The organism is Streptomyces flavotricini, assembly GCF_020639365.1.
GTDB classification, from domain to species: Bacteria; Actinomycetota; Actinomycetes; order Streptomycetales; family Streptomycetaceae; genus Streptomyces; species Streptomyces flavotricini.
Genome location: NZ_JAINUL010000001.1, coordinates 1,311,748 through 1,328,391 on the forward strand (window position 1 = coordinate 1,311,748; position 16,644 = coordinate 1,328,391).

20 protein-coding genes are annotated in these 16,644 nt (G+C 72.0%); 8 read left to right on the top strand and 12 right to left on the bottom strand.

Translation table 11 applies throughout. The features are described from left to right. Positions 1–84 precede the first annotated feature (84 nt). Both K7B10_RS06265 and K7B10_RS06270 read right to left on the bottom strand, forming a co-directional pair. Positions 85–2,004: a serine/threonine-protein kinase gene (locus tag K7B10_RS06265; RefSeq protein WP_229334946.1), complete on the bottom strand. Its 1,920-nt coding sequence runs from the start codon at positions 2,002–2,004 to the stop codon at positions 85–87. A gap of 253 nt (positions 2,005–2,257) precedes the next feature. Then, positions 2,258–2,464, bottom strand: coding sequence for a hypothetical protein (locus tag K7B10_RS06270; RefSeq protein ID WP_229334947.1), 207 nt, complete (start codon positions 2,462–2,464; stop codon positions 2,258–2,260). Positions 2,465–2,646: 182 nt separating this feature from the next. Here K7B10_RS06270 and K7B10_RS06275 point away from each other — a divergent pair, with 182 nt between their 5' ends. The 3 genes from K7B10_RS06275 (at position 2,647) to K7B10_RS06285 (ending at position 4,495) form a co-directional block, all read left to right on the top strand. Next, positions 2,647–3,342, top strand: a complete 696-nt coding sequence (locus K7B10_RS06275; RefSeq protein WP_229334948.1) for a hypothetical protein — start codon at positions 2,647–2,649, stop codon at positions 3,340–3,342. Between the two features lie 115 nt (positions 3,343–3,457). Next, entirely contained in the window at positions 3,458–4,060 is a 603-nt protein-coding gene (locus K7B10_RS06280; protein WP_229334949.1) for a hypothetical protein, read from the top strand. A gap of 102 nt (positions 4,061–4,162) precedes the next feature. Next, positions 4,163–4,495 carry a MazG-like family protein gene (locus tag K7B10_RS06285; RefSeq protein WP_229334950.1) on the top strand — a complete coding sequence of 111 codons (333 nt, stop codon included), beginning with the start codon at positions 4,163–4,165 and terminating at the stop codon, positions 4,493–4,495. A gap of 131 nt (positions 4,496–4,626) precedes the next feature. On the opposite strand, the gene K7B10_RS06290 is transcribed toward K7B10_RS06285, so the two are convergent. Together K7B10_RS06290 and K7B10_RS06295 are read right to left on the bottom strand one after the other, a co-directional pair. Next, entirely contained in the window at positions 4,627–5,103 is a 477-nt protein-coding gene (locus K7B10_RS06290) for a VOC family protein (RefSeq protein ID WP_229334951.1), read from the bottom strand. Between the two features lie 182 nt (positions 5,104–5,285). Further along, on the bottom strand, positions 5,286–7,355 hold the full coding sequence (locus tag K7B10_RS06295; protein ID WP_229334952.1) for a phosphocholine-specific phospholipase C: 2,070 nt from the start codon (positions 7,353–7,355) through the stop codon (positions 5,286–5,288). Between the two features lie 401 nt (positions 7,356–7,756). Between K7B10_RS06295 and K7B10_RS06300 the strand changes: the two genes are divergently transcribed. Further along, the gene (locus tag K7B10_RS06300) at positions 7,757–8,398 is read left to right on the top strand and encodes a GNAT family N-acetyltransferase (protein WP_229334953.1); all 642 of its coding nucleotides are present in this window, start codon (positions 7,757–7,759) and stop codon (positions 8,396–8,398) included. Positions 8,399–8,679: 281 nt separating this feature from the next. On the opposite strand, the gene K7B10_RS40720 is transcribed toward K7B10_RS06300, so the two are convergent. Together K7B10_RS40720 and K7B10_RS06305 are read right to left on the bottom strand one after the other, a co-directional pair. After that, a complete protein-coding gene (locus tag K7B10_RS40720) occupies positions 8,680–8,802 on the bottom strand; it encodes a hypothetical protein (protein ID WP_267501343.1) in 123 nt (40 codons plus the stop codon). A 173-nt stretch (positions 8,803–8,975) separates the two neighbouring features. After that, on the bottom strand, positions 8,976–9,845 hold the full coding sequence (locus tag K7B10_RS06305; protein ID WP_229334954.1) for a helix-turn-helix domain-containing protein: 870 nt from the start codon (positions 9,843–9,845) through the stop codon (positions 8,976–8,978). Between the two features lie 95 nt (positions 9,846–9,940). Between K7B10_RS06305 and K7B10_RS06310 the strand changes: the two genes are divergently transcribed. Continuing rightward, positions 9,941–10,696, top strand: coding sequence for a dienelactone hydrolase family protein (locus K7B10_RS06310; protein ID WP_229334955.1), 756 nt, complete (start codon positions 9,941–9,943; stop codon positions 10,694–10,696). Between the two features lie 119 nt (positions 10,697–10,815). On the opposite strand, the gene K7B10_RS06315 is transcribed toward K7B10_RS06310, so the two are convergent. Continuing rightward, complete coding sequence (locus tag K7B10_RS06315; RefSeq protein ID WP_229334956.1) at positions 10,816–11,025, bottom strand: antitoxin; 210 nt, start codon at positions 11,023–11,025, stop codon at positions 10,816–10,818. Between the two features lie 143 nt (positions 11,026–11,168). Here K7B10_RS06315 and K7B10_RS06320 point away from each other — a divergent pair, with 143 nt between their 5' ends. Further along, entirely contained in the window at positions 11,169–12,029 is an 861-nt protein-coding gene (locus K7B10_RS06320; RefSeq protein ID WP_229334957.1) for a serine/threonine-protein kinase, read from the top strand. Between the two features lie 38 nt (positions 12,030–12,067). After that, entirely contained in the window at positions 12,068–12,439 is a 372-nt protein-coding gene (locus K7B10_RS06325) for a hypothetical protein (protein WP_229334958.1), read from the top strand. Positions 12,440–12,557: 118 nt separating this feature from the next. Here the strand turns inward: K7B10_RS06325 and K7B10_RS41195 are convergent, their stop codons facing one another. From K7B10_RS41195 to K7B10_RS06340, 4 genes are all read right to left on the bottom strand, one after another. Beyond that, entirely contained in the window at positions 12,558–13,004 is a 447-nt protein-coding gene (locus K7B10_RS41195; RefSeq protein ID WP_308284536.1) for a hypothetical protein, read from the bottom strand. Between the two features lie 105 nt (positions 13,005–13,109). Continuing rightward, the gene (locus tag K7B10_RS41200) at positions 13,110–13,343 is read right to left on the bottom strand and encodes a hypothetical protein (protein ID WP_308284537.1); all 234 of its coding nucleotides are present in this window, start codon (positions 13,341–13,343) and stop codon (positions 13,110–13,112) included. Positions 13,344–13,349: 6 nt separating this feature from the next. Beyond that, complete coding sequence (locus K7B10_RS06335) at positions 13,350–13,715, bottom strand: peptidoglycan-binding domain-containing protein (RefSeq protein ID WP_229334959.1); 366 nt, start codon at positions 13,713–13,715, stop codon at positions 13,350–13,352. 188 nt (positions 13,716–13,903) lie between these two features. After that, on the bottom strand, positions 13,904–15,475 hold the full coding sequence (locus tag K7B10_RS06340; protein WP_229334960.1) for an AMP-binding protein: 1,572 nt from the start codon (positions 15,473–15,475) through the stop codon (positions 13,904–13,906). A 370-nt stretch (positions 15,476–15,845) separates the two neighbouring features. Here K7B10_RS06340 and K7B10_RS06345 point away from each other — a divergent pair, with 370 nt between their 5' ends. Then, on the top strand, positions 15,846–16,139 hold the full coding sequence (locus tag K7B10_RS06345) for a hypothetical protein (protein ID WP_229334961.1): 294 nt from the start codon (positions 15,846–15,848) through the stop codon (positions 16,137–16,139). A 201-nt stretch (positions 16,140–16,340) separates the two neighbouring features. Here K7B10_RS06345 and K7B10_RS06350 read toward each other — a convergent pair whose 3' ends face one another. After that, positions 16,341–16,577 (bottom strand): hypothetical protein, encoded by a 237-nt coding sequence (locus K7B10_RS06350; protein ID WP_229334962.1) that lies wholly within the window; start codon positions 16,575–16,577, stop codon positions 16,341–16,343. Positions 16,578–16,644 lie beyond the last annotated feature (67 nt).

The following is a 16,644-nucleotide window of genomic DNA, read 5'->3' on the forward strand; positions in this document are numbered from 1 at the left end:
TGGCAGCGACTGAGTTAAATGACAGGAATGGGAGATATGCCCATTTTGTCGCGCGTCGGACAGGCCGGACCGGACCGCTGCGCCTCAGCTCCCCTTCTTCGGTTCCTCGGCGTTTCGCCAGACCGTGAGGTCGAGCGTGATGTAAGTGCTCGGGTCGTTCGCCCCCGACCGGCCGCGGTACGTCGCCACCGCGATGTGGCCGGCGTCACTGAGCACGCAGATCTCCGACCCGTCCGTGAGCTGGTCCAGGCCGATCTTCTCGGTGTAGCGGGTCTCGGCGCGGCAGGTCTCCAGCGAACCCTTCTGCGCGTTGTTCAGCACGACCAGCTTGCCGTTGTCGGTCCCGACCTTCGTGTCCCCGAAGAGGGTGTCCCGGTAGAAGTAGAGGTCTCCGTGGTTGTACAGCACGCCGGCGTTGCCGCCGGTGCCCGGGCGCGGCGGGTTGTCGGCCAGCATGAGCTGGTAGTTGGCCGTCAGGTTGATGCCCTTGTAGGAGGCCGGGGTCGGATCGGCGCGCTTGCCCCCCTTGTCCTGGGAGCCTCCGGGGGTCCCGCTGCTCGCGCTCGCACCGGCGGAGGACGAGCCGCCCTTGGCCTTGTCGCCGGAGTTGTCCGGCAGCAGGGAACCGAGGACCGCGAGGCCGATCACCGCTGCCACGACGACCCCGGCGATGACCGGCGCCTTCGACTTGCGCTGCGGCGCGGGTGGCGGGAAGCCGGGGTGGAATCCGGGCGCCGGCGCCTGATGGACGGGGTGGGTCGGGTAGCCCGGGGGAGGCGTCTGATAGCCGGGCGGCGGCGTCTGGTGACCGGCGTGGGTCGGGTAGCCGGGGGGAGGCGTCTGATAGCCGGGCGGCGGCGTCTGGTGACCGGCGTGGGCCGGGTAGCCGGGCGGCGGCGTCTGATGGCCGGGCGGCGTGCCCGGAGCGGCGGGACCGGCCGGTGCGTGCGTCGGCACGGCGGGCGCGCTCTGCGTCGGCGCGGCGGCCACGCCGGCACCGGTCGGCGGGTACGGGGGCGCGCCCTGCGCCGGAGGCTGCGAGGAGACCTCGGTCGGCGTCGGGGCCACGGCGGGCTGCGGCGGCGGGGTCTTCGCCGGTTCGGGCAGCTGCAGGCGCTCGGTGATCGAACCGGCGACCGCCTGGGGCAGCCAGTCCTCGCCCTGGCGGAGCGGGACCGAAGAGAGGTCCTGGCACATCCGGATGACCTCGGCCAGAGCGGGCCGGTCCGCCGGGTCACGGCTGAGGCACCGCGTCACGAGGGGCCGCAGCTCGTCCGGCAGCGCGCTGAGGTCGGGGTCCTCGTGCACGATGCGGTAGAGCACGGCGTGCGAGGACCCTTCCCCGTACGCGGGCGCGCCGATCGCCGCGTACGCCACGATCTGGCCGAGGGCGAAGATGTCCGTGCGGTCGGTGACCGTACCGGCGGAGGCCTGCTCGGGCGCCATGAAGGCCGGCGTGCCGACGCTGACGCCGCTGCCGGTCAGGGAAGTGGCGTCCGCCGCGCGGGCGATGCCGAAGTCGATCACGCGGGGGCCGTCGGCGGCGAGGAGTACGTTCGCGGGCTTCAGGTCGCGGTGGACGATGCCCGCGCCGTGGATGACGTGCAGCGCCTCGGCGACCCCGACGGTCAGCAACAGCACACTGCGCAGCGGCAGCCGTCCGTGCCGGGCCACCGCGTGCGCGAGGGAGGGGCCCGGTACGTAAGCCGTGGCGAGCCAGGGCTGCGCACCCTCGGTGTCGAAGTCGATGACGGGCGCGGTGTAGAGGCCCTGCACCCGCTGCGCCGCACGTACTTCCTGCTGGAAGCGGCGCCGGAACTCGGGGTCCTCGCTGAACTCGGGCCGGATCACCTTGAGCGCGATGGGCCGGCCGCCCGGGGTGTAGGAGAGGTACACCTTGCCCATGCCGCCCGCGCCCAGCACGGCGCTCAGCCGGTAACCCCCCACCGTGGCCGGGTCTTCGGGCCGGAGCGGCTGGAAAAGGTCGGTGGAAGGTGCACTCATGAAAAATCCATCCCCTGTAACGGCAGTTCAGCCCGCTTGAGCCCCGCTGAAGCCCCGAAGCCAACCGAGAGGGTACCCAACTTCCTGGCTCGTCCCCGTCGCCGGTCACCGTACCCGCGCCCGGGTGAGGGCCCATGACGGATCGTGTGGAAGTTCCGTGCGTCCACGGGTACTCGGCCTTCACCCGGGCTTCCGGCATCTGGCGGGCGTCCCCGCTCCCCTGCCCGCCGTAACGGCGGGCAGGGCTTGGTCCTCATCGGACGATGCAGATCTCCGGCAGCGGCGGGTCGCTCTCGCCTTCCGCCACCAGCACCGCCCGCGCCAGATGCCGGGGACGGGCCCACCCCGCGTCGGTGGACAAGACAGCCCGCGTCCACCGGTTCCCTTGCGGAGCCGCCGCCACCACGGACAACGCGCTGATCAGCATGCGACGACGCGCCGAAGGGCCGGGGATCTCCATTCGCCCATGCTGTCACGGCTGCCCGGACCACCTCCGCCGCGGCCCGGGCCGAAGGACACGGCCTGGCCGGCACCGTGGCGGTCACCCGATCGGCCGCACGGAGCGGTGGGCGCGGGGATGGGGGATGCAAGGCTGGAGGGAGGCCCCCAGCCGAGGCCGGGTCGGACGAGGAGGCTTTGCCGGTGCCTGGTCTGGATTCCCTGGTGTCGTACGCTCCGTTCTTCGTGCCCGTGATCACCGGTTTGGTGGGCGGGATCAGCCTCGTCGTCAGGGACCGCCGCGAGGCGCGGAGCGCCGACCACCACTACCGCAAGAGGCTGGAAAAGGCTCAGATGGAGATCCAGTTCATCACCGGCTGGATCGAGGCCAAGAGACTGGCGCCGACCGGGGCGCCCGACCCCGAGCCCGGCCACTGGCTCGACGAGTGCTACGCCTCGGTACGCAGTTTCGAGGCCGCGGCGCGCCGCCGCCGTGGTGGGCCGGGGAGGCTGCGGCGTCTGCTGCTCCTGCGGCCGCTCCACGGCGTCCCGGCGAATGCGGTGCGGGCCGTGTACTGGCTGGCCCTCCTCGCGTTCAACGCGGCCCTCGCATGGTGGGTGAGCATGGTCGTCGACGGTCCTCCCGCCTTCTTCGGGACGGACCCGGAGTCCCAGTCCGAGGACGTCGACTCGGTCCTGGGGGTGGCGGGCTGCTTCCTGCTGGTGGCGGTCGTCCTGTGGGCGTGGGCGGTGCATCTGGACGCGTCGGAGCCGGAGGAGGGCTACGCCACGCGGATCGACTCGGCCGCGTGGGCGGCGCGGGTGGCCGAGCGGAAACGCGCCACGGACCGGAAGACGGACGGAGGGCCGGACGGGGAGCCGGACGACACCGCGGACTGACCGGCCCCGCGGTCTCCGCGCGGCCCGAGCTTGAGAGGATCACCCGGTTCGCCCGGACCTGCCACCGCTCCCCCGCGGCCGGCACATCCCCCACGACCGGCAAGGAAGCCACTACGTGACGACCGCGCTCGCGACCACGCCACCCGACGAGTCCCGGGCCGCGCGCCTGATCACCGATGGACTCGACCCGAAGACCTGGATCATCGCCGACACCGTGCTCATCGGCTGGCACACCGGCCGCCTGACCGGGATCGGATGGGGCCTCCTCGGCTGCCTGTTCGCCGCCGTCATACCCCTGGCCTTCATCAAGTACGGCATACACCGCGGTCGCTGGGCCGACCGGCACGTCGGCCCGAGGCCGCAGCGGATCATCGTGATGGGCTTCGTCACCGTGTCGGTCACCACCGGCATCGCATCGCTGTCGGCCCTCGGTGCCCCGCGAACCATGGTCGCGCTGGTCTCGGCCATGCTGGCCACCGTCGTGGCGCTCCTCGCCGTGACCCCCGCCTGGAAGATCAGCGTGCACGCCGCCGTCTCCTGCGGAAGCGTCGCACTGCTCGCCATGGCGTACGGGCCCCTGATGCTCCTCGCGGGCCCCTTGGCCGCCGTCGTCGGCTGGTCCCGGATCGAGCTCCAGGACCACACCCTCGCCCAGGTCCTCGCGGGCTCCGCGGTGGGCGGGGCCGTCGCGGCCGGTGCGTTCGCGCTGGTCCGGTAGGCGGCCGCGGGCGGCACCACCGCAGGGGCATCCGAACGCCGTCCGGTTCGTTCACAGGGGCAGGACCGCGAACGGACAGCGGCAGGACGAAGGGGAACCATCGTGGAGAAGAACGCCTGGGCCGTCACCGGAGAGCTTGCCGCCTTCTTCGACGAGGCCGCCGCCCATATCCCCGCCGAACAGCGCCGGGTGCTGCAAGTACTGAAGATCGGGGAGGAGTTCGGCGAAGCCGCCCAGGCCGTCATCGGCGCCACCGGCACCAACCCCCGCAAGGGCCTGTCCCACTCGTGGCGGGATGTGGAGGCGGAGGTGTGCGACGTCATGGTGACGGCGATGGTGGCGCTCCACCGGCTCGGCGTCGCCGACCCGGCGGCGATGTTCACCGCGCACCTGGCAAAGACCGCCGCCCGCACCCTGGCCGCCCGGGAGGCATGAGCAGGTGGATTCCCCTGCTTCCACGGCGGCGTCCACACCGGTGACCGGCTCGTCCGGCTGAGCCCCGGGGCTGAGCCCCGAGCACGACCGCCACGCCTTCAGGCACCTCGACGAGGTGCGGGACACTCCGCTCACCGCCCGCCTGCGGACGCTGGCCGCCCTCCGGAGGACACGGCCCGGCCGCCGAAGTCGGGCAGGACCAGGGAGCCGTCCTCGGCCAGGGTGAAGCCCGGATTGTGGGCGACTTCCCAGGCGTGGCCGTCGGGGTCCGTGAAGACTCCGGAGTAGAAGCCGATCGCGTTGAGCGCGGCGGGGCGGCTCACGGTGCCGCCGGCCTTGGCGGCCGCGTCGAGGACGGTGTCCACTTCGGCGTCCGTACGCACGTTGTGGGCCAGCGCGATACCGCCGAACCCGGCCTGCGGCGCGTCGGGGAGACCGCAGTCCGCGGCGAGTTTCCGGCGGTCCCACAACACCAGGGCGAGGCCGCCCGCCTGGTGGAAGACCGTCTCCTCGACCTCGGTGCCGCGCCATCCGAGCGCCGCGTAGAAGGCCTTGGCACGGGCGAGGTCCGCGACGCCCAGGGTGACCAGGCTGATCCGCTGTTCCATCGCGCCACCGTAGCGGGCCCGGGCAGGACGGTGCTCGGAGGCGTACCGCGCGCGGCCCCGCTCCGCGGAGGGTTCCGTGGAGCGGGCCGCACGCGGTCGGTCCAAAGCGGCCGTGAGCGGCCCGCCGGCACGACCGGCCCGTCAGCGGGGCTCCTGACGGACCTGTCGGCAGGACCGGTCCGTCAGGAGCCCTGCTCCGTCAGGATGCCCGGGTCCGAGAGGCCGGCCGCGCCGGTCTCGACCTTGCCCGCGAAGCGGCGGCCGAAGTCCGGCACCTCGGACGCGGTGACCGTCACGTCGTACCAGCGCCGCGTGTTCCGCAGCGGAACGCTGTACGTGACGGTGGCGCCCTTCGCGACCGCGAGCCGCTTCGGTCCACCGCCGTAGGCATTGGTGACCGTGAGCGTCGCGGTAGACGCTCCGGCGTTGGTGAGCGTGAGGTCCAGGTTCCCCGTGGTGGCGTTGTGGCGGGCGGTTACCTCGGGGCCGGGGGTGGTGCCGGGGTTGCGGAAGCCTCGGAGGAAGCCGTTCGGGCCGTGGACCGTCAGGTCGGTGACGCCCGCCGAGTAGACGGTGTTCCAGGTGTCCGAGATCGACTTGCCCGCCTCGGTGGTGTAGGTCCAGGGCGCGTCGGTCCGGTTGGCGGAGGTGATGTAGAACTGCGCGCCCAGGTCCGGGCCGCCGCTGAACGTCAGCCGGAACGTGCCCTCGCCGGTGAGCGCGGCGCCGTCCACGTACGGGGCGTACTTCAGCGGACGCGTGTTGCACAGCCCCTTCTCCTGGCGCGGCATGGTCCCCACGGCCGGCGGGGTGGCCAGGAAGTTGGGGTGGCGCTCGCGGTCCTGCGGCTCCCAGAGACCGGTGTCGGGCAGCCGGACCGCACCGGTGTCCGTACGGGCGAAGTCGAAGGCGGAGGTCAGGTCACCGCAGACGGCACGGCGCCAGGGCGAGATGTTGGGCTCCTGCACACCGAAGCGCTTCTCCATGAACCGGATGACCGAGGTGTGGTCGAAGGTCTCGGAGCAGGAGTAGCCACCCGTGCTCCACGGCGAGACGACGAGCATCGGCACGCGGGGGCCCAGGCCGTACGGGCCGGCGACGTAGCCGGCCTTGCCGGGGAAGACGTCCAGTGTGGTGGAGACGGTCGACAGGCCCTGGTTGGCGTTGGCGGGGGCGTACGGCGGGACGACGTGGTCGAAGAAGCCGTCGTTCTCGTCGTAGGTGATGAACAGCGCGGTACGGGCCCACACGTCGGGGTTGGAGGTCAGCGCGTCCAGCACCTGCGCGATGTACCAGGCGCCGAAGTTGGAGGGCCAGTTGGAGTGCTCGCTGAACGCCTCGGGGGCGGCGATCCAGGAGACCTGGGGCAGGGTGCCGGCGGCGACGTCGGCGCGCAGCTTGTCGAAGTAGCCCTCGCCGGTCCGGGCGTCGGTTCCGGTGCGGGCCTTCTCGTACAGCGGGTTGCCGGGCTGGGCGCTCCGGTAGTTGTTGAAGTAGAGCAGCGAGTTGTCTCCGTAGTTGCCCCGGAAGGCGTCGTTGATCCAGCCCCAGGAACCGGCGGCGTCGAGGCCGTCGCCGACGTCCTGGTAGACCTTCCAGGAGACTCCGGCCGCCTCCAGGCGCTCGGGGTACGTGGTCCAGCCGTAGCCGGCCTCGGCATTGTTGAGGACCGGGCCGCCGCCCTTGCCGTCGTTGCCGGTGTGGCCCGACCAGAGGTAGTAGCGGTTGGGGTCGGTCGAGCCGATGAACGAGCAGTGGTAGGCGTCGCAGATCGTGAACGCGTCGGCGAGCGCGTAGTGGAACGGGATGTCCTCGCGCGTCAGGTGGGCCATCGTCGCCGGCGTCTTGGCGGGCACCCAGTTGTCGTACTTGCCCTTGTTGAAGGCGCTCTGGCCCCCCGCCCAGTCGTGGTTGAGGCCCTGGAGGTACTCCATGCCGAGGTCGTCGGACGGCGGCCGGAACGGCAGCGTCTCCTTGCCCGCGTTGTCGGTCTGGTGCCAGACGGACTTGCCGCTGGGCAGGGTCACCGGCCGCGGGTCCCCGAAGCCACGGATACCGCGGAGGGCACCGAAGTAGTGGTCGAAGGAACGGTTCTCCTGCATCAGGACCACGACGTGCTCGACATCGGCGATGGTGCCCGTCGTCCCCTGGGCGGGGATGGCGGCGGCGCGCGCGATGCTCTCGTTGAGCAGGGTCAGGGCGGCGGCGCCGCCGGTGAGCTGGAGGAAACGGCGGCGGTTCAGTTCTGCCATGGCGAGAGTGACCTCTGCTTTTGATCGAGGAGTGCTGGAGCGCACCCAGAACAGCGTGCCGGGACTACCGGAGAGGGAGCCTGACGTGACGGTGGCGGATACGCCAGACGAACGGCAGTCGGATTCCGCAGGAGTTCGGCCAATCTCGGCGGGCGCGGCACCTGAGGCCCCGCGGGGAGGCGGCGGGACTCCGGGGGAGGCGGCGGGCCTCTCGGGGCACGGACGGCATGCGCGACCGGTTCGCGAACCACGCGGCGAAGAAGACCCGCGGGCGACGCGCACCCTGCGCTCAATTCACGCCAACGAAGACCTATACTTAGGGCAGCCTTACCTAATCAGCTCGCGGGTCCGTGTGCTCATCACCGCCACCGGCCCCGCCGTCACGAAGGAACCGAGACCGCATGAGACCCGAGTCCACCGTCCTCTCCGCCCCGCGCTCCGACGTCCACACGGAGACCGTCGAAGGCTTCGGTACCGTCCGCTTCACTCCCGTCGACCCCGCGACGGACTCCGCCGTGCTGCACGCCTGGGTGGTCGAGGAGCGCGCCGAATTCTGGGGCATGAACGGCGCCAGCCGTGAGCTGGTGCAGGAGATCTACGAGGACGTGGACCGCCGGGACACCCATCACGCGTTCATGGTCCGCCTGGACGACGAGCCCGTGGCGCTCTTTCAGACCTACCAGCCGGAGGAGGACCGGGTCAGCGAGTGCTACGAGGTACGGGAGGGTGACATCGGCGTCCACCTCATGCTCGCGCCGATCGCCGGCCGGCCCCGGCCCGGCTTCAGCAGGACCCTCGTCGACTCGCTCATCCGCTTCACGTTCCGCGACCCGGTCATCCGGCGCGCGGTGGGCGAGCCCGACGCCCGCAACGAGAAGGCCGTCGCCCTCCTGGCTCGCATCGGCTTCGTACGGCAGGGCGAGATCACCCTGCCCGAGATCGACCTGCCGGAGATCTACCTGCCCGAGAAGCGGGCGGTGCTGGCCTTCCTCGACCGCCCCGAGCGGCTCCCCGCGGCACAGGGCGCCCCGTTGCAGCCGTAGGCGGTGTCCGCGAAGTCCCGATCTTCCGCAAAGTCCCGCCTGTCCGCCGCCCCCCGTCGGCGGGCAGGCGACGCTCACCGAGGGCCCTTCCGGGAGGCGGCGTCCGTCGCGGCGTTGCGTTCAGAGACGTTCCGTACGAGTTCGGGCGCAGGCCGCGACGACGCCGTCTCGGCCCCGGACCGGGAGGAGCCGCCGGTGTGGCTCCGCCGTGACCTCCAACCGGCCGACGTCCTCGCCTCGGCCGGGCCGGTCTCCGGCGTGATCGGCTTCGCCGCCCTCGGTCAGCGGCGGTCGGATCCGCCTTCCTCCCGACGCCTGCGGCGGTTTCGGCCGAGGGCCCCCGCCAGACCGATCAAGCCGCCTGAGATCGCGCCGGCCACGAGGATGCGCAGCAGGTCTTCCATCGAGTACTCCTCCTCCGGGCCAGGTTCACCGTCGCCCGTCCCCGCTCGGCCGCCCGACGGAGATCGCTCTCCTCGCGGCCGGGCCGTGGTCCGTGCTCGGGTGCCTGATCAACTACGAACGGGACACTATCGACGCGCGTACGGCCTGGCTTGGACAAATTTGACCTCACCCCTCACAGGGCGAGCGCACCCTCCGCCACGCGGGCGGCGGCCATCCGACCGGGAGTGGTCTCGGCCAGGGCACGGAACTCGCGGTTGAGGTGTGCCTGGTCGTAGAAGCCGCAGGCCTCGGTCACTTCGGTCAGGTTCACGCCCTCGCGGGTGAGCAGCCGCGCCGCCCGGTGGAAGCGCAGCACGCGGGCGGACATCTTGGGGGTCAGGCCCACCTGTTCGGTGAAGCGGCGGATCAAGTGGCCCTGGCTCCAGCCCACTTCGGCCGCGATCCGGCCGACCGGAATCGCCCCGCCGGCGCGGGACAGCAGCTGCCAGGCGTGGCTCACCTCGGGCGCGGGATCCGGGCCGCGCCCGATCCGGGCCGACAGCGCGATGTCCAGGAGGTCGAACCGGGCTCCCCAGTCGGCGGTGTCCGCGAGCTGCTCGGTCAGCACTCCGGCCCCGGGTCCGAGGACGTCGCAGAGACCGACCACCCTGTTGGTCAACTCGCTCATCGGCAGTGCGAAGAGCCGGTAGGCACCCAGCGGCGTCAACTCGAGCCGGATCGCCTCCTGTCCACCCGGATGGTCACACACCCGGGGGCCGTCCTCCAGACCCGCGACCAGCGATCCGGTGACCAGGCCGTCCGGACTCGGGCCGTCTCCCAGTCGGCGTACCTGGGTGAACGGCTCCCCCAGATTGATCACCACGACCGCTCGGCCCGTGGGGACCAGCCGCACGCGATAGGGCGTGGCCGCCGCCTCCCAGTAACCGGCATAGCTGTGCACGAAGGGGCGCAGCTGGGGAGGCCACGGACGGGTGACCCGCCACCGGCCGCCCACCCGGGTCATCTCGACCGCCCGGCCGGCCTTGACTGTGCTTGCGCCCACCCCTGTCCCCCTCCCGCCTCCCGTGGCGACGAGGAGCTGGCTGTGACGCCGGCCCAGTGATCTACTGGCATCGGTCCAAGGAAGGAAGATCCATCATGCCCACCAAGACGTCGACGTTACAGATTCCCACCATGGACGGCCAGGCCGACGCCTTCGCCGCGTTTCCCGGCGACGGCGAGCGGCACCCGGGGGTGCTGCTGTACATGGACGCCTTCGGCCTGCGCCCCGAGTTGGAGGCGAAGGCCCGCGAACTGGCCGGGCACGGCTACTACGTGCTCGTCCCCAACGTGTACTACCGGCACCGCCCTGCACCGGTGATCGAACTTCCCGAGCACATCACGGCGGAGGACCGGCCCGCGCTCTTCGGCCGGTTGATGCCCTTGATCGAGGCGCACACCACCGAACGCGCCCTGCGCGACGCCGACGCCTACCTGCGGTTCCTCACCGCGCAGCCCGAGGTCGGCGCGGGACCGGTCGCCGCGATCGGCTACTGCATGGGGGCCGTCCTGGCGATGCGCACGGCGACGGCACATCCCGACCGGGTCGCCGCCGTGGCCGGATTCCATCCCGCCCCCCTGGTCACGGACGCGCCCGACAGCGCGCACCGCCTCGTCCCGAAGCTCACGGCCGAAGTCCACCTCGGCCTCGCCGAGAACGACATGCGGCCCGAGGCCGTCGACGAGCTGAGCCGGGCCCTGGACGCCGCAGGCGTGGGCCACGCCATCGAGCTCTACGCCGGCACCGTCCACGGCTTCACGATGTCCGACACCGCCGCCTTCGACGCCTCCGCACTACAGCGCCACTGGGAGCGCCTGCTCCCCCTCCTGTCCCGCACCCTGACCGGTGGCTGAGACGGGCGCACCGGGCGCACACGCGGCAGGCCCGGTGCTCCGGCCGGGAGCACCGGGCCGTACGGCTCGCACGGCATGCGCGGGCACCCGGGCGTCACGGGATCCCGCGTTCCGACGGCCTAGACCTGAGGCGGGCGGTCCTGAGGCGGGCGGTCCTGAGGCTTGTCCGTTCCCAGCTGCTCGTTGATCTTCTGCTGGGCCATGTCGACCTGACTCTGGTACTTGCTGCCGGTCTTCGCGTCGACGGCGTCGCCGGCCTTGTCGACCCCTTGTCGGGCTACGTCCTCATGGCCCTTGAGCAGGCCCTTGAGCTTGTCAAGCATCGACATCACGGCCTCCTTGGAAATGCTGGCGCCACCAGCATCCCGAGATCCGCCGGGTTCCGCATCCCGAGCGCCTGATGCCCTTCCCTCCCCCCGTCGCATGTCCGCGATCACCCTCGCTACTGTCGGTGCCCCGAGGGAGGGCGCGCATGGAGCAGTTACGGTCGGGGGATCCTCGACGGATCGGCCCGTTTCAGGTCATGGCACGCGTCGGTTGTGGTGGCATGGGCACGGTCTACCTGGGATCCCGGGACGCAGGAGAGGACCCGGTGGCCGTCAAGACGATCAAAACGGAGCACACACAGGACCCGGACTTCCGGCGACGGTTCACCCGCGAGGTCTTCGCGGCGAGCCGCATCCGCAATCCGCACGTCGCGCGCGTGATCGGCTTCGACGTCGACGCCTCCGAGCCTTGGCTCGCCACCGAGTACGTACGAGGCCCGTCCCTGAGGGAACGCGTCAGGCGGCAGGGCCCTCTGCGGCCCACACAGGTGATCAAGCTCGGCATCGGCCTGACGACCGGGCTGACGGCCATCCACGGGGCCGGCCTGGTCCATCGGGACTTGAAGCCGGGCAACATTCTCCTGACGGACGACGACCCCAAGATCATCGACTTCGGTCTTGCCCACGCCCATGACTTCAGCTCGGTCACGCACACGGGAGCGGCTCTCGGTACACCCGGGTATTTCTCCCCGGAGCAGGTGGACGGGCGGCGTCACGCCGGACCGGCGACCGACGTATTCGCCCTGGGAGCCGTTCTGGCCTACGCATCGAGCGGCACTCCCCCTTTCGGGCAAGGCGAATTCGCGGTCCTGGCGTATCGGGTGACCCATCTTGAACCAGACCTGTCCGGTGTTCCCCTCGGATTGCGGGAGTTGACCGAGGCCTGCCTGGCGAAGAATCCGGAACAGCGCCCTTCGCTTCGCCTCCTGCTTCGCCGCCCGTTTCGCCGTCCCCCAGCAGGTCGCCCAGCCCGTCGCCCGCACATGATGAGTACACGAAAAGACTGATTTCATCACTGCAATACGATCCGGTCCAGAACGGCTGCATGATGGAACAGACCACCCCTCTCAAATCGGCCGCCGGCTATGGAATCACCGTCACACCTCTGGAGAGGAAGGGCAGTTTCCTGTCCCGGGCCAGAATCACCGTTCGCGTCAACACCTCGGAAGTGAGAAGCGAGCCGACCGTGGTCCACGTCACCTTTCCGAAGGGGGAGGACACCTACCTGGAGGTGCCCGAGGGCCGCGAACAGTGGTCTTTCACCTGGCCTGACCAGCTGGTCGGGCAACTGACGCGCCCTGTGTCGAACACGCCCGCAGTGGCACTGGCGGGTCCCTACACCGTTGTGATCGTCCGTGGCAGCGTGCTGGGGTGCAACGGGTTCTTGGGTGACGTCAAGGGCCGGGGCGAAGCCTGAGCGGCGTCGGCCGGGAGGCCGCGACGGTACTGTCGTGGCGCGTCGGGCGGCCTGGAGCGGAAGGGATTGCTCCGCGCACGCCGAGCCGACCGGCGGCCCCTTCAGGCGAGGGTGACCCTCAGTTGCCGTCGGCCAGGACGTCGAGGGTCTCGGCGAACAGGTCGTACGGCTCCCCTCCGGCGTCAGGACGTGGGACAGGTGCGCGCGGGCGGTCACGGCGTTCCGCCAGAGGAGGGTTGCCGGGGCGGTGTGGCCGAAGTTGCCGCCCAGGGGTCCCCTCCAGTTCCAGGTCGATCAGATCCGCGCCGTGGGCGGACGGGCACCAGGCGCTGACGGTGGCCCACAGGGGCAGGTCCGTGAACGGCGCGCCCCGGTCGTCCCGTACCTTCAGGACGGCTTCCCCCAGGTCCAGCGACCGCCGGGTGCCCGCCACCAGTGCGCTTCGCATTTCGTCACCCGGGGCGAACCCCCGCAGGACGATCGGGCGTTCCGTCCGCACGGGCGGCAGGATCCGGGTGAACTCACGGCAGGCGCCCGGCCGGCGGTGCTCGTCGTGCAGCCGCACCGGACCGCGGTACCCCTCGGGCGGACCGTGGTGGTCGTCCAGGGCCGTGAGTACGAGCCCGTCCCTCCCCGCGCGCCGGCCGAGGCTCTCGGCGTCCTCCAGGAGTCAGGGGCCGAGCTCCCCGTCCTCCGGCACCCACCACACCCTGCGGCCGATCCGGCCGCGCGGGTCGGCGCCATCCGGCACCCAGCCGGACCGTTCGTACGTCTCGCGCCGGCCTCCTCCGAACAGACCCTCCGCCTCGGCGCAGGCGCCCCAGTCGTGGCCGAACTCGGTGTCGGTCAGCGTGTACCGCGCTCCGCCGCGACGGGCCTCATGCCCAGGCCAGGTGGGCGTCATGGAGTCTCAGCCGTGCCGCAGCTCGGCCCAGGTGCGGGCATCCACCACGCCGGTGGTCGGAAGGCCGCGCTCGCCCTGGAAGAACTCCGTCGCCGACGTGGCGTCCGGGCCGAAGACGCCCTCGGGCTCCTCCTCGGTCAGCTGCAGGCCGGTCCAGAACCGCAGCAGGCACTGGGCTTCCTTCACCGTGTTGCCGGTGCTGCCGGCCTGGACGGTGGGCGGGGGGTTCCTGTGGTCGAAGCCGCAGGACAGCCCCTGGATGTCCGGCCCGTCGGCCGCCGAGGCGGTGCCCGTGGTGAGCGCCGCCGCGCCGATCAGGAGGGAGGCGACGATCGTGGCCGTTGCCGCCGATTTACGCATGAGTAAATTCATGCCCCTGACTCTAATGATCACCTCGATACGCGTGAAAGGGATTTTGCGAGGGCGTCCAGGGTGAGGTGGTCCTCGGGGGTCCCGCCGGCGCGACGGCCGCGACCGGTGGCCCTCCGGGCCCGCGCCGCCGCAGCTCACGGAGGTCACTCCCCTGGCCGTCGGCGGCGAACAGCCGCACCCGGCCGTCGTCACTCCCGGGCCAGGGGCCCGGCCGATCCGGCAGCCCGCTTCCGCAGCCGCCGTTTGTCCGGCTTGCCCCGGTCGGTCAGCGGCAGGGCCGCCTCCCAGAAGACGGTGGTCGGCCGGTGCGCCGGAGCCAGTGCCCGCGCCACCAGCAGGCACGCCTCGGCGGCCGCCGCGGCCGTGGGAACACGACCCGGCGCGGGCACCAGGAAGGCACACACCTCCTCGCCGGTGCGATCGTCGGCCCTGCCCACCACCGCCGCCTCGGCCACCGCGGGATGCCGGGTCAGGGCCGCCTCGACCGGACCGCAGTAGATGTTCACCCCGTCCACCATCACCACGTCCTTCACCCGGTCGTCGAGGTAGAGGTACCCGTCGGCGTCGAAGTGGCCGAGGTCCCCGGTCCGCAGCCATCCGTCCCGCATCACCTCGGCCGTCAGGCCGGGCTGGTTCCAGTAACCGGCCATCACCATCGCGGACCGCACCCACACCTCCCCGATGCCTCCCGGCCCCGCCTGCGCCCCGTCCTGATCGCGCAGCTGTACGTCCACACCCGGCGCGGGGCGGCCGACGGACCCCAGCAGGTAGGGCCGGTCGGTCACCCCCGCGTCGTGATCGGCCTCCGAAAGCCTGCAGATCACCCCGGCTTCGTTCATCCCGTATCCCTGCCGCCACCTCGGCCGCGCACCCCAGCGCGTCAGCGCCTGCCGCAGCCGCTCCGGGTGGACGGGAGAGTCTCCGTACGACACCCGGGCGAGACCCGGTACGCCGTCGGCCGTCGCCGGATCGTCCAGCAGCCGGTACACCATCGAGGGCGTCAGGTACGTGGACACGGGCCCGAGCCGCCGGCAGGCGGCGGCGAACTCCTCCACGCCGAAGGGGCCGAGGACCTCCACCCGGCCTCCTTCGCGCAGGTGCTCCAGGCACCGGCCCCCGGAACGCTGCGCGAGCGAGGTCACCGACAGGTAGACCGACTCGCGCGGTCCGCCGGGGGCGGCGCCCTCGCCGCCCCCGGCGCTCTTGCCCGTCACTCCGCCCGCGCCGCCCTTGCCCCGCGCATCCGTCCGGCCGGCCATCGCGGCGAACGTGGAGGCCACCCCCTTGGGCCTGCCGGTCGTACCACCGGTGTACGTCACGCGCGCCACGTCCTCCTCGCGCGCCCGCACGGGCACCGGCCGGCCTTCCCGGCTGCGGGCGAGCCGCATCAACTCTTCGAGCCCGATGCGCGCAACCCCGCTGTCCGGGACCGGAGTGTCGTGCACCACCAGAGCCGGTGCGCAGTCGCGCAGCATGAAGTCCAGGCCGTGGGTGGCCGGGCAGATGACCACCTGGGTCAACCGCGCGCCCAGGACGTGCGCGGCCAGCCGCACCAGCAGCGCCTCGGGCCGGTTGCCGTCCGTCACGCAGGCCAGACCCGTCCCGCGCGCCACTCCCAGCTCACCGAGGACTCCGGCCAGCCGGTACGTATCGGCCAGGACCTCGGAGAACCCCATGACGACGGGTCCGGCCCCGATCGCGGGCCGCCCCGCGTTCCGCTCGAACGCACCGATCAGGTCCGTGACATACCGCGCGCCCATCGTTCCACCGCCTCCGCCCTCGGCCCTCCGCGCTCCGCCGTCCCGGCCAGTCTCCCGCGCACCCGCGTGCCCTGTCCCCGACTCGCCGAACGGCGCCCGCGGGCGCGGGCGCGCCACGACCCGCTCGCTGTACGTGTCACGGGCGGGCTGCTCCGGCCCCGCGGGCCGGCGCCCGATCGCTCGGGGCCGCGCGGAGGCCTTCGTAGGCGGGCGCGAGGCGCCGCGAGAGCCTGAACGCCATCGACTTCTGCGCGGCGGCCACCGGACCCGTGACCATCGGCCTCCAGGTCGGACACCCCGCTACGCACAGGCGGAACTGCTGGACGGGCTCGGCGAGCTGTTCCGCGGCTGGGAGCGGTGGAGCGCTGCGGTGAGCGGGAGCCACACCCCCTGTCCGGTCGCGGTGATGGACGCCGCGGCGCCGAGGCCGGCCTTCGCTCCCTCCCAGCCGCAGTACGCCGTACGGATGGCCCTGCGCGCGGGCTTCGTGCGCCTGCGCGACCTCGCGGACATCCGCGGCATCGGGTACGACCGCGACCCGCGTCCGGACGACCCGCTGCTGCTCGCGTACGAGGACTTCCTCCAGGGCCTGGCCCGGATGTCCGGGCAGGGGTACCGCATGGAGCGCACCCCGGAGCAGGCCCGGCCGCACTTCCGCGGCTGACGGGTCAACCACGAGGCCATCGCCCACCGCCTGGCCCGGGGCGTCGACGCCGTCCCCGCCCCCTGGTCGGGGGCCCGCAGCACGAGCACGCCGGTCCGCACGCCGGTCACCCCCACCGACCGCCGGCCGGGGCGGCGGGGATCTGGGCCGTGTCTTTCGGAGCGGGCCCGGGCTCGCGGGGTCTGATCCAAGGGGCACCCCCTAGTGTGGGGTCCAGTTGAACTTGCCGCCCCCGACCCACCGGACCTCGTCCAGGTCGTCGAGGTCGTGGATCGGGATCCCGGCCTCCGCGGCGACCAGCAGCACGTCCGTCATCGACATCGCCCTGCCGACGAACCTCCCGTCGACCTCCACGATGCGAAAGGGCGGGTTGCCGGGCTGGACGCCCAGTACGGTGATGCGCGCCGGGGAAAGGTGAGGTGTCGATCCTTCGGTCATGCGGAAACGGTTCCACGCCGGGACCCGCGGCGCGAGCGGCGACACGTTCGGAGGGGGCCGATCGGCC